Source organism: Prevotella sp. AM23-5 (assembly GCF_003473645.1).
Lineage (GTDB): Bacteria > Bacteroidota > Bacteroidia > Bacteroidales > Bacteroidaceae > Prevotella > Prevotella copri_A.
The window spans coordinates 1-14,202 of sequence record NZ_QUCG01000080.1 but is presented as its reverse complement, the minus strand read 5'-3'; the positions used below and the strand labels follow the sequence as shown (position 1 = coordinate 14,202).

6 protein-coding genes are annotated in these 14,202 nt (G+C 42.7%); 5 read left to right on the top strand and 1 reads right to left on the bottom strand.

The genetic code is table 11. The annotated features are described in order from the left end of the window. Nucleotides 1-109 precede the first annotated feature (109 nt). The 5 genes from DW657_RS14695 (at nt 110) to DW657_RS14675 (ending at nt 12,627) form a co-directional block, all read left to right on the top strand. Nucleotides 110-3,979: an ATP-binding protein gene (locus DW657_RS14695; protein WP_118313202.1), complete on the top strand. Its 3,870-nt coding sequence runs from the start codon at nt 110-112 to the stop codon at nt 3,977-3,979. A 161-nt stretch (nt 3,980-4,140) separates the two neighbouring features. Continuing rightward, on the top strand, nt 4,141-7,227 hold the full coding sequence (locus DW657_RS14690) for a TonB-dependent receptor (RefSeq protein ID WP_118313201.1): 3,087 nt from the start codon (nt 4,141-4,143) through the stop codon (nt 7,225-7,227). Between the two features lie 32 nt (nt 7,228-7,259). Beyond that, on the top strand, nt 7,260-8,819 hold the full coding sequence (locus DW657_RS14685; protein ID WP_118313200.1) for a RagB/SusD family nutrient uptake outer membrane protein: 1,560 nt from the start codon (nt 7,260-7,262) through the stop codon (nt 8,817-8,819). Between the two features lie 80 nt (nt 8,820-8,899). Beyond that, complete coding sequence (locus tag DW657_RS14680) at nt 8,900-11,539, top strand: glycoside hydrolase family 2 TIM barrel-domain containing protein (protein ID WP_118313199.1); 2,640 nt, start codon at nt 8,900-8,902, stop codon at nt 11,537-11,539. Nucleotides 11,540-12,015: 476 nt separating this feature from the next. Next, complete coding sequence (locus DW657_RS14675) at nt 12,016-12,627, top strand: HAD family phosphatase (protein ID WP_233547112.1); 612 nt, start codon at nt 12,016-12,018, stop codon at nt 12,625-12,627. 49 nt (nt 12,628-12,676) lie between these two features. Here the strand turns inward: DW657_RS14675 and DW657_RS14670 are convergent, their stop codons facing one another. Then, nucleotides 12,677-13,987 carry an ATP-binding protein gene (locus DW657_RS14670; protein WP_118313197.1) on the bottom strand — a complete coding sequence of 437 codons (1,311 nt, stop codon included), beginning with the start codon at nt 13,985-13,987 and terminating at the stop codon, nt 12,677-12,679. Nucleotides 13,988-14,202 lie beyond the last annotated feature (215 nt).

The window sequence follows — 14,202 nt, the reverse complement described above, 5'->3', positions numbered from 1 at the left end:
AATTATAGTGTTGCGGAATTAAGGATAAATATTAAAAATTGTGACGGAATACGCGGTTTTGATTAACTTTGTAGTCAATAATAATAACCTATTAGTCGGATAATTTAAAATGAAAGAAAAATTACTAACAATCATACTGTTCCTGATATTTATGCTTCCTGTTGGCATGGCAGACAATATCTTTATGCCCAGCAACTCGTTGCCTTACAATATCTTCAAAACCGTAAAGCTGCCTTATTCATCTCATGCTACGACTACGGTGTTCCAGGATAGAAAAGGCATGATATGGATAGGAACATATCATGGAATCTGTAGATATGATGGCTATAAACCTACCTTGTATATGACTGAGTCAACTAGATTGCCAGCAGAAAGTATCATTATGAGCATAGCACAACCTGATGACAATCACCTGATAGTGGGAACATTGGGTGGACTGAGCTATCTTAATACAACAAATGGTCAGTCAGAACCAGTATCCAAGCCTTTGAATAGGATAAAATCGGTAAGAACCATGCTTATTCATGGTGATGATCTTTGGATTGGAACTATGGCAGAAGGATTATGGAAATATAATCTGAAAACAAAAAAGATACAGCAAATTGTAAGTCCTGGTATCAGGCTTGTTAGTATATGTACCTTATGTCCAGTTGGTAAAACGATGTATGTTGGTTCTATAGAGGGCTTGTTTGCCGTGAATATGACCGATAATCATACCCGGAGAATATCTCTGCCAACTGCTGATAAATATGTAATCTCTCTGTTATGGCATCCGCAAGACCAGAGTCTTCTTGTAGGAATGGAGGGGCAGATGTGCCTATACCGGCCGCTACAGGATAAGGCTGAAGTAAGCAATATCTTATCTGGCAGTGTTTGCAAATCGTTAGCTCTGGATAAACACGATAATCTGATAGTGGGTACTGATGCCGGACTCTGCATTTATAATATGACAACTCACCAACAGCATTCTTTGGTATATAATGTGTATCATCAGTCCATCTGTAACAATGTCATCTTAAATCTTATGATAGATAGAGATGGCAATGTATGGCTTGCCACCGATAATGGAGTTACCATTATGGAGTATTCTACCTGGTACAACTATCATCATATCTATGAGTTTACCCATAATGATTATGGTAATAACTTTACAGAAATGTTGATGGATAGTCATGGCAATCTTTGGCTGGGTGGTGAAAATGGACTTTTAAAACTCTTCTTGCAAAGGAAGCCGGTTGAGGCAACCTGCTATAATACTGCCAATCAAAAATATCATTTGCATCACAATAAAATCCGCAAGATTTATGAAGATTCTGAACATGATATATGGATTGCCACTGATGCCAGTATAGCCAGGTACAATCCGGTTACACAACAATTTGAATATTATAAAATAATTAACCGTCAGGGAAAAACAGCCAAGTGGGCATACGCCATTTACGAAGATTCGCAAGATAATTTGTGGGTGGCTTCTTACTCTGCTGGTTTATTTGTTGTAAATAAGAAAAAATTACTCAACAGCGCCAATCGTACTTATATAGATAAGGAGCAAACTCCGGAAATGGCAAAGCTGAAAGGTCTCAATGGTATTCGCCAGATTATTCCTGGCGATAAGGGAGAGGTATGGCTATGTGCCAATAATCACATAATAAGGAAAAACCTTGTTACGGGTAAGGAACAGCACATCTATGAGCAATACCAAGTAGCTGAATTCTGCAATCATGCCTTGTGGCTGTCTTCACAGAATGGAAAAATTATGAAATATGATCAGCGTACGAACCAGCTGAAGACTTTCGAAGCTAATATATCTGATGGTCCCATCTTAGCCTTTGTCAAGGAAAACCAGAATCTTTGGCTTTCCTGCTCTGAAGGCATCTTCGTTATCAATACTCAGACCGATGAGATAACATACTACGATAAGCCTGATAATATGTGTCTGTCTGGAATATATCTGCCTCAGTCTCATCAGATTATATGGGGAGGAGAAAATGGCTTTTCTACCTGTAACATCAAGACAAGAAGAGAAAGCAGCCCTGTGTATGTTACTAGCGTATATAGTAATATTGATAAGGAACGCATCTTGCTTCCTGCTCAGACCGAGAAGATTCAGTTGAAATCCCGAGAGTATATCACTTTCGAGTTATCTACTTTGCAATATGCTCCGCATCAGAAAGTCACCATCTATTATAAATTAGGTGATGATGATGCCTGGCAGTCGCTTAAGGAGGGAAGCAATGAGCTGGCGTTTGCTCATATTTCCGGAGGTACTTATAAGTTGAGTTTAAGCTCAACCAATCCTGCCGTTGATAAGAATGCCAAAATCAGTACTTATTATATTATAGTACCTAGCCCTTGGTATGCCTGCACTACAGCTATCTTCATCTATATATTGATAGCCATTGCCATCATCATCTTTATCTTTGCCTGGTATAGAAGACGCAATCTGGCTGTTATGAAACGGCACGAGAAAGAACGGTCGATGGAATTGTTGCGACAGAAAAATGAGTTCTTCATCAATATGTCGCATGAGCTGAAGACGCCGCTCAGTCTGATCATTGCCCCATTGAGCACGCTTATCCGAGCTACCCAGCAGAATGCTGCCTTGCAGAAATCGTTGACCGGTATCCAGAAGAATGCCTTGCAGCTCAATCAGCTTATTCATAAGGTGCTGGAATTCAAGAATGATGATTTCAAGGATGATAATTCTATCATCCGCTCGCATATAGATATGAATGCTCTGGTGTGCAACTGCCTAGAGTCGTTTGCTTCTGTAGCTGTAGAAAGAAACATCCAGCTCAATTTCCATTCTGCCAATCAGGAGATATGGATGAATATGGATACATTGAAAATGCAGTCTGCCATCACCAATCTCATTTCCAATGCCATCAAGTTTGTGAAAAACAATACGGGTATTATTGATGTGACCGTCCGGCAGGAGGATGACCAGCTGTTGATTAGTGTAGAAGATAATGGAAGAGGTATCCCGGATAAAGATGCCAAGATGATATTTGTGCGTTTCTATCAGGGTGATAATCAGAATCCGAAAAATGAAGGCAGTGGTATTGGACTGTTTCTTGTAAAGAAATATGTAGAGATGCATGGAGGTAAGATTGAATTGACTTCCCGTGAAACTACCCTCTTTACAATCACCTTACCTCTCTATGGAAAGAATGCCATCCTAAGTGAGATGGTGGATGAAGAAAGGGATCTTGATCCTAGTAAATATACCGTCATTATTGTCGATGATAATAGGGAGATTGTATCTGTTTTAAGAGAAGCGCTCTCGGAACAGTATAACTGTATTGCTGCCTTTGACGGAAAGGCTGGTTTGGAGAAGATAATGAAATACCATCCTAGCCTGATTATCGCAGACCAGATGATGCCTGTGATGAATGGATTCCAGTTGGTAAGAGCCTTGAAACATCAACAAGCCACAGCCAATATTCCAATCCTGATGCTCACTGCCAAGGATGATCAGAATACCGAGATGCAGAGTATCAAGCTCGGTGTGGATATCTTCCTTGCCAAGCCATTCAGCCTGGATAAGATTCTCTTGCAGGTGGCTCGCCTGATAGATAAGAAAATGGCGTTGGAGAAAGAAGCCAAGATTGCTGCCATTGGTTCGCCACAGTTTGAAATAACTTCGAAACCCGAAGACCAAGATGAGAAATTTATGGAAAAACTTACTGCCGTAATCGAAGAAAATATGGAAGATGAAGACTTCAATGTCACTTTGCTTGCCGATAAGCTGGGATACAATCAGAAACAGCTCTATCGCAAGATGAAGCAGATAACCGGTATGACTCCGATAGCCTATATAAAAAAGATAAGAATGAAGAAAGCGGCATTTCTGATGAAGGATCCCCGTTACACGGTTACCGAGATTATGTATATGGTGGGATATAGCAATATGTCGTATTTCATAAAATGTTTTCAGGCAGAATTTGGTATGACTCCGAAACAGTTTTCACAAAGTTGAATTGGTTATATCTCTGACTTATAGTAAGATACCGCATTTTAGACCGTCATGTGTCTAAAATGCGGTATCTTTTTGTCCGTTTTGGTCAGACTTCATTTCGGAGAAGTCTGTAACTTTGCACCCGTCAAATCTAAAATTATTAACTTAATAAACCAAGGACAATGAAACAGAAGACCGTTTTCATATCATGCCTTGCCATGACCCTTTTGAGTCAGGCGCTGGTATGTAAAGCTGCAGCTTCCCCTTTATTGGTGACGCAAGCTGTTCAGCAAAGCTCTAAAACTTTTCCTAAAGTTTCAGGAAAGATATTTGATAATGCTGGTGAGGCTATTATTGGCGCCAGCGTGGTGGTTAAAGGGACTTCTAATGGCTCGGTCACCGATTTAGATGGCAATTATACCCTTACTGATGTTCCTCAAGGTGCTACCTTGGTGATTTCATACGTAGGTTATAAAAGTCAGGAAGTGGTAGCTAATGCTACTTCATTGAAGAATATCATATTGCTTGAAGACAGCAAGACCCTCAATGAGCTTGTTGTCATCGGATATGGTACTCAGAGAAAAGCTGATCTTACTGGTTCGGTGGCTAATGTAGATGCTACGAAATTAAATACGCAAAGTAACTCAACGATAGGACAAGCTCTTCAAGGTAAGATAGCAGGTGTTGACATCGTTTCTCAGGGTGGACAGCCTGGTTCAGGATCTCGTATAATGGTCAGAGGTATTGGTACTCTTAACAATGCCTCTCCATTATACATTGTTGATGGCATGTATATGTCGGGTATTGATCATATCAATCCTTCCGACATTCAGAGTATCGATGTGCTGAAGGATGCTTCTTCTGCAGCCATCTATGGTTCGCGAGCAGCCAATGGTGTTATCATCATTACAACCAAGAGCGGCAGTAATACCGAGGGCGTTCCAACTGTAAATGTTTCTGCTAACATTGGTGTCAGTGCTCCTACCAAATATCTGGATGTTCTGAACGCATCAGAGTGGGCGGCTGTTACCACGGAATCCAGAGCTGCTTCTGGTTTGAAACCGCTGGATATGGCGCTCGATCTGGCTTCCAAAGAGGATAATGACTGGCAGGATATTATGTTCAATCCTGCTTTGATGCAAAATTACAATCTTTCGGTTCAAGGCGGTGGCAAATATTCTACCTATTATAACAGTTTCGGCTATACGAATCAGGATGGTGTATTGAAGGGAACCAATTTCCAGCGTTACACTATGCAGAGCAAGGTGGATTACAAGAAGGGAATCGTAAATGTGGGTACCAATATCATGTTGGAGTATGATAAGGATAAACCTATGTTTGGTGGTATCCGAGGCGGAATGGTAGGACATACCTTGCAGTCTATTCCTACTTTGTCTAAATATGACAGTGAACGTGTCGGCGGATTTGGTGGACTGTATGGTGATGTTGTTAACCTTCATCATCCATTGGGTCTCTGTGATGATAATATCCTGCTACGTAAGAACGATAACGCAAAGATTTATGCCAATGTATATTTCTCTGTTGAGCCGATCAAGGGATTGAAGTACAAGATGAACTTTACTCCTAATTTCCAGTTCTATCGTCATAATGAGAATAAGGGACTTTTCGATTTCGGATTGGACAAAAACGGTATCACTCAGGCAACCGAACAGCAGTCACGTTCAAGAAGTCTCCTGATGGAACATCTCCTTACTTTCGATAAACAGTTTGGTGCTCATAAGATTTCTCTGCTGGCTGGTTATTCTTATCAGGATTCCAAGTATAGATACTTGAGTGGATGGGGTCAGGGTATGACAACCGGTATCTGGGAGTTGGATGCTGCCGTCAGTGGAATAGGAACATCGGGCAACTCTTCTCGCTCGGTATTGACTTCCATCTTGGGGCGTATCTTCTATTCTTATCAGGACAGATACCTGATTACGATGACGATGCGTCGTGATGGCTCTTCCAAGTTTGCCAAAGGTAATCGTTATGGAAACTTCCCTTCGGTATCAGTAGGTTGGAATATTGCCGAGGAAAAGTTTGTCAAGGACCATGTTGACTGGCTCGACCAGTTGAAGCTGAGAGCAGGATATGGAGAATTGGGTAATCAGGAAATCTCCAATTACCAGTATTCTTCTACCGTAACAACCGGTATCAACTATCCTAATGGTAGAGGTGAACTCTTGCAGGGTGCATTCCCTAAGTTCTTTGCCAATCCTGATATCAAGTGGGAATCTACTTCCATGACCAATGTCGGTATCGACCTGATGGCATTGAACAATAGATTGAGTCTCACGATGGATTACTATGTAAAGAATACCAAGGATATCCTCTTGTCGGTGCCTATTCCTATCTCTACCGGTGGAGCCAACGACCCTGTGAAGAATGCGGGTAAGATCAGAAACAAGGGCTTTGAGTTCAACCTGGGCTGGAACGATCGTCTTGACAAGGATTTCTCTTACAGCGTAAATGCCATCGGTTCGTTCAATAAGAATGAGGTGGTTGCCATGGGTTCTGAATCTCAGTTCATTACCGGTGGTGTTGTTGCTGGAGGTACTTATACTACCAAGACCCTGGCAGGTTATCCTATCGCTGGATTCTGGCTGATTCCATGCGACGGCTATTTCAACAGTCAGGCAGATGTACAGGCTCATTCCAAGGATGGCAAGTTGATTCAGCCAAGTGCGGAACCGGGTGATATCCGATTCAAGGATATGAACAATGACGGTATAATCAATGATGAAGACCGTGTATATAGTGGTAGTCCGTTCCCTAAGTTTACCTATTCTCTGAATGGAAGTGTCAATTACAAGAACTTTGACTTCTCGTTCACCATCCAGGGTGTCATCGGTAACAAGATATACAATGCTACCCGACTGGAATTGGAGGATGTAACCCGTGGTACCAACTATCTCTCAACCGTGTTGAATCATTGGACAGAGTCTAACCACAATGCCAAGACACCAAGATTGGTATGGAATGATCCTAACCGCAACGCCCGTTCTGAGTCAGACAGATTCCTGGAGAAGGGTGACTATCTGAGATTGAGAACTGTTCAGTTGGGTTATACCCTGCCGGAGAACTGCCTGCTGGGCTTCTTCCAGAAGGCACGTGTCTATGCCAGTGTGGATAATCTCTTTACCATTACAGGTTACACAGGATATGGTCCTGATGTCAACTCATATAGTGTATATGAGCGTGGTTTCGATGATTTCATTCATCCAACTAACAGAACCTTTATGTTTGGAGTAAATCTTACATTCTAACGTTTAAAGTCAATCTTTTAAAAATTGAAACAATGAAACATGTTAAAACATATATAATTGGCGGTTTGATAGGAAGTATGTGCCTGGTGTACACTTCCTGCGACAGCAAACTCGACCAGGTGAATCCAAATCATGCTACAGAAGCAACCTTCTGGAAGAATGAGGCTGATTTTGAGTTGGCACTTACCTCATGCTACACTCCTCTTAAGAATGCTCTTAACGGAGGATATTATGGCACTCGTGGTGTGATGTTGCGTATAGCCAGAGCCGATGAAGTGGATTTCAGAAATGACCTCAGTGAGGTATATCAGGCTCAGAATTTTACCAATTCTACAGGTAATTCCCTGGTGCAGGGTATGTTCTATCAGTTCTACAATGCCCTGTACCGCACCAACTCCATCATGCAGAAGTTGGAGGAGAAGAAGGACATCCTTTCTGATGCCTATATCAAGAAGGCTAAGGGTGAATGTCTCTTTATCCGAGGCTTCTATCTGTTCCAGTTGGCTAAAGAGTTTAAGGATGTACCTCTGCGACTCACTGCGTCTCAGTCTCCTTCAACCTTCCCGCTGGCTAAGTCTTCTCAAGAAGAAGTATGGGCTCAGGCGATACAGGATCTGACCGAAGCTGCCAAATTACTTCCTCTGAAAAATGAGGTCATAGGAAAACCTACCAAGGGAGCTGCCTTGGCTACTGTGGGAAAGATTTATCTTTACGAGAAGGAGTATGACAAGGCCATTGAAGTGCTGGAGCCGCTGACCAAGTCGCCATATACTTATCAGTTGGTAGATGACTTTGGCTGGAACTTCGATGATGTGCATGAGAATAATGCTGAAAGCATTTTTGAACTTCTGATTGATAAGTTGGGTGGTACCGACTTGTGGGGAAATGGTGAGAACAACAACTCCACTCAGACCAATACCCGTCCTAAGGAATATGCGGCTCCTGAGGCTGCCGGCTGGTATGAGGCTACGCCTAGCAAGCAGATGATGGATATCTTCAAGCAGGAATTGGACAAGGATGGCAATTACGACTATCGTGCACGAGTCTCTGCAGCTTGGGATTATCCTGGATGTACTTATTATCTGAAGCCGTTCCGTGAGAAATTTGAGAAAGACAGATGGAATACTACCTGGATCCTGAAGTATCAGAATTGGAATACGGCTGAAGAGGAAGCTGATCCACCAATGTCTTGCATCAACGAGCGTGCCATCCGCTATGCTGAGGTCTTGCTCCAGTTGGCAGAATGCTATCTCTATAGCTCTACCAAGCAGGATTTGAACAAGGCTGTGGAGTATATCAATCAGATTCGCCGTCGTGCAAACCTGAATGATTACAGTGGAGCGATGAACCAGACTGAGATCTTCAAGGATCTGGAGCATCAGAAGGCTATTGAATTCTTCGTGGAGGGTGAGCGCTTCTACGACCTGCGTCGATGGGGATTGCTGGATGAGCGAATCAAGACTTGCAGCGATGTGAGATATAAACAGTTGGAAACAGGAAAAGTAGGAGATACGAACAAGTATTACTATTATCCTATTCCATCAAAGGAAATTGCTACCAATACTCTTTGCACACCAAGTGAAGGTTGGTAAATAATCATAGATAATATAGGTTTTAAGGTAGCCACGATATGGTAATATCATAGTGGCTACCTTTTTAAAAAGAAAAGTGCATGAAGAAAATATTATTAACCTTATTTGTAGCATTCTTTGCTTTTCTGACTTATGCTGCAGCTGCCTATCAGCCGCATTTCTCTACGGCTGGCTTCTTCGAGATTGCCGGTACCGGAAGAAATGCCTACTCTATGAACCCTGCATGGAGAATGCATAAAGGACATGTGGATGGAGCTGAGAATGTTAGTTTCGATGACAGTTCCTGGAAGTTGACTTCTTTGCCTGATGGCATAGAAAAACTCCCGATGGAGGCTAGTGGCTGTGTGAATTATCAGGGAGAAGTATGGTACAGAAAACATTTCAATGCTGATGCTGCCTGGAAGGGTCAGCGACTGGTGCTCTACTTTGAGGCCATCATGGGTAAATCCAAGGTATGGGTGAACGGAAAGCTGATGAAGCAGCATTTTGGAGGTTTCCTGCCTGTCATCGTTGATGTATCCAATATACTGAAGTATGGAGAGGATAATGTCATTACCGTGATGGCAGATAACAGCGATGATCCTTCTTATCCTCCAGGAAAGGCGCAGGATGTGCTCGACTTTACCTATGCTGGTGGCATTTATAGAGATTGCTGGCTTATCAAGACCAACAAGGTATTCATTACCGATGCCAACGAAGAAAATCATATAGCCGGCGGTGGTGTCTTTGTATCTTACGGCAAGGTTTCTGAGGAGTTGTCAGAAATCAACATCAAGACGATGCTGAAGAATATCGCAGGCAGTAATTTCAAGGGGTCCCTGGTGTATGAACTGCAGGATGCCAATCAGAAGACGGTTTGGAGTAAGAAGCTGAATACCAGCATCTCACGCCAGAAATCCACAACGTTATCAACCAAGGCTGCCATCAAGGCTGTTCAGCTCTGGACACCTGATCACCCATACCTCTATCGTCTCAATATCTATGTTAAGAATCAGCAGAACAAGATAGTTGATGGATATTATATAAGAATAGGTATCAGAAGTTTAGAGTTTAAGGCTGGCGATGGCTTCTGGCTCAATGGCAAACCTTATCCTGAACCATTGATTGGAGCCAATCGCCACCAGGATTTTGCCATTGTCGGCAATGCCCTGTCTAACAGTCTGCATTGGAGAGATGCCAAGAAACTGAAAGATACCGGACTGCGTGTCATCAGAAATGCTCATTATCCGCAAGACCCTGCCTTTATGGATGCTTGTGATGAACTGGGACTGTTTGTGATCGAAAATACCCCGGGATGGCAGTTCTGGAATCCGGAACCTAGCTTCGCTAACTATGTGTATAATGATATCAGAAACATTGTAAGAAGAGACCGAAATCGTCCGAGCGTATGGCTTTGGGAACCTATCCTCAACGAGACCTGGTATCCTGACGATTTTGCCAAGAAGGTGAAGGGTATCGTACACGAGGAATATCCATATCCATACTGCTATACAGCCTGTGATGCTACGGCAAAGGGAAGTGAATATTACAACATTCAGTTTACTCATCCTCTGTCGGGTGATCCTACATGGGCTTTGAGCTCAGATAAGGTGGATCCAAAGAAGAACTACTTTACCAGAGAATGGGGTGATAACGTGGACGACTGGAATTCTCATAATTCTCCTAGTCGTGCAAGCCGGTCTTGGGGTGAGTACCCTATGCTGGTTCAGGCAAAGGGTTATGGCAAGCCGGATTATCAATATACCTGCTATGATGCCTTGTATCGTACCACCCGACAGCATGTGGGAGGATGCCTGTGGCATTCGTTCGACCATCAGAGAGGTTATCATCCGGATCCTTTCTATGGAGGAATCATGGACAACTTCCGACAGCCGAAGTATTCATACTATATGTTTATGTCGCAGCGTCCTAACCAGAAGAATCCTTCGCTTATCGCAGACAGCGGTCCTATGGTTTATATCGCCAATGCCATGACTCCGTTCTCTCCGGCTGATGTAACCATCTATAGCAACTGCGACTCGGTTACTCTTACCTATAATAAAGGTGGTAAGGTATATACCTATGCCAAGGCTAAGAACCAGGTGGGAATACCTTCACCGATCATTACCTTCAAGGATGTATTCCATGTGATGGATGATAAGGAACTGTCTCGTCTAAACAAGCAGTCTGATTCCTATCTGCTGGCTCAGGGATATGTAGAGGGCAAACTGGTGGCTACTCATCAGGTGAAGCCTACCCGCCGACCTAGCAGAATCAAGCTTTGGGTAGATAACGAAGGTACTTCGCTTCATGCCGATGGCTCTGATATGGTAACCGTTGTGGCTGCCATAGCCGATGACCAGGGTAACATCAAGCGACTCAATAATGAGCACATTCTGTTTTCTATCGAAGGAGAGGGTAGGATTGTGGGTGATCAGGAATCTTTCTCCAATCCTGTGGAAGTGAAATGGGGTACGGCTCCTGTACTGATTCAAAGTACCACTACTGCCGGCAAAATCAAGGTGAAAGCCTCTGTGGTCTGGCAGGGAAAAACGACTCCTGTAGATGGATACATCGAACTGGAAAGTGTAAAACCAGAATATCCGTTGATTGGAAGTGAGAAAGAGATGAATGCCATTCCTCGGAATGGTGTCCGTATGCGCCTGCAAGGCAATACTAACATGCAAAGCAGCAAGGAAAAACTCAAGGAAGTTGAGAAACAACAAGCTGATTTTGAATAATTAATGCCACTGTTACCACGCTCTGGTATAACTCGTTGGAAATGAGTTGTATTAGGCGTGGCAATAAGTGGCTTTTCTGTTTTTCATTATCCAAAAGAGAAATAAAGTAAAAAAGTGACAACTGTTTTTTAGATTGTTATTTTTACTTTACAATTTAAACGTGACTGGAAAATATCTTAAGAGAAAAAATCATTTCCCTTAAGGAAAAAACTATTTTCCCTTAAGGAAAAAAATAAAAACCCTTAAGGGAAAATTCTCAATCTCTTCTTTCCCCATTTTCCGAGTGTTTTTGCCTGATTTCCTTTCTTGAGAATATTGTTTACATAGGGATGATGGGGAAGATTCTCTTTTACTAATAAATGTTATATTCCCGGCATTCCTTCCCAAAATCATTTGTTCTCTCCCAAATTTACTGTACTTTTGCAGTAAGTATCTGATTAAAGATTAAATGTGTGATTCAAAATAAGATATAGATTATGCAATACAAGAATATCATATTCGATTTAGGTAATGTCTTGGTGAAGCTCAATCCGGAAGGATGCATCGGGGCTTTCAAGGCGATAGGAATGGGGGAATTGGTTGATTCAAATCCTCAGAGTGAGGGGATGAAGCTGATGAGCAAGCTGGGTATGGGAATGATTACCACCGAAGAATTCTGTGAAGCAGCCCGTAAGTTGACAGGGACTGATGTGACGAATGAAGAGATCATCGATGCTGCCAACAAGATGCTGGTGGTGATTCCTGATTACAAAAAGGAGCGACTCCTGCAGTTGAAGAAGGCTGGCTATCGCCTCTTCCTCTTGAGTAATACCATTGATATTCACTGGGATTATTGTGTGGAGCATCTTTTCCCGTATCAGGATTATGGGGTAGAGGATTATTTCGAGCACTGCTTCCTCTCTCAGAGAATGCATCTGGCAAAGCCTAATGCCCGCATCTATGAGGAGGTAATCAGGCAGGCGAACATCCATCCCGACGAAACCCTCTTCATCGATGACCTGAAGGAAAACTGTGAGGCTGCCGAGAAGCTGGGCATCCACACCTTCCAGAACGTGAAGTTTGATGATTGGCTTGAGCTTCGATTCTGACGGAAATGTCAGAATCGAAGCTTTTATTAAATGACAACCAGATGATTTGTCAAATGATACCAGGTAATTTATCAAATGATGTCAGGCAGGCATAGAGCGGAACGTTGATCATCCAATCTTGATCCTTATAGGGAAGCATGGAGTAGCGGAGTCCCTTCAGGTGCGGATTGTTGGTGATGAATGTTCTGAGAGATTTGGCCTTGACGTTCACCTCTGCCTTTACTTCAATCGGTATAACCCGGTCGTGCCATTGGGCTAGGAAATCAATCTCTATTGTGGAGTTATCCACAGCATGATAGTATAATGAAATATCCTGGCTCTTCAACTGGGTGAAGACATATAATTCCGTGAAGGCTCCTTTATATTCAGAGAAAATGCCATCTCCTACCAACATCGATTCTGCTGAAGTCTCTGCCATCGCTCCCATCAGTCCCACATCGAGCATGAAGAGTTTGAAGGCGTTCAGGTCTTCATAGAATTTGAAAGGGAGGCGTGGGGTATTGACTCTCTGAACCTTATATGCCAGTCCTGCATCTATCAGCCATTGGATGGCCAGTTCGAAATCTGCGGCTCTGGCACTTTTCTTCACGGCTCCATAGATAAACTTCTTGTTCTCTTTGGCAAGTTGGGCAGGGATACTGTCCCACACCATATTAATGCGAGGCACTTCTCTATCTGGTGCGTGCTTCGAGAAATCTCGGCGATAGTCTTGTATAATCTGCTTTTGGATGGAACGGACTTCCTGCAGTCCCTTCTGCTCTACATGGGCGAGTACGGCGGCTGGCATTCCTCCTACATAATAATATTGTCGCAGCAGGCTGATCAATTCTGTTTCCAGTAAATTGATGACGTTCCAATTTCCTTCTTTCAAGATGCTTGCCAGTTTCGCTTTTCCCATGGCATCGAGGAATTCGATGAAGTTCATCGGGTAGAGGCGCAGCTCTTCTACTTTTCCTACTGGATATGACACCCCGCTATGGAGTGATATTCCCAGCAGGGATCCTGCCACGATGATATGAATATCAGGAGCATCCTCGCAAAAGAACTTTAAAGCTTCTAATGCTTTGGGACAATCCTGTATCTCATCGAGTACCATAAGGGTATCGTTGGGGGTAATATCTACCTGGCTGATGGCGGAGAGTGCCATCAGTATATCAGCAGTTGTGCCTCCTTTTTCAAACACTTCTGCTGCCTTCTGATTTCTGTCGAGACTGAAGAATGCAAGCTTTTTATATTCTCTTTTTCCGAATTCTTGCAGGATATAGGTCTTGCCTACTTGTCTTGCTCCGTTGAGAATCAGAGGTTTATGATTTCGCTTGTTCTTCCATTCAACGAGTTTATTATAGATGCTTCTTTCCATGATTTACACTTTTTATGATGAATAATCGTATAAACTTCACATTTTTTCTGACGAATATCTGTAGATTCTCACATTTTTTCTGACGAATACATGGAAGTTTTTCACACTTTTTCTAATGAATAACGGAACAAAGATACACTTTTTCTAATGAATAACCAAGGAAAAGGCAGACTTTTTCTCTTTTTCTATGTCTTATACGTGAAAAAGTTGTCACC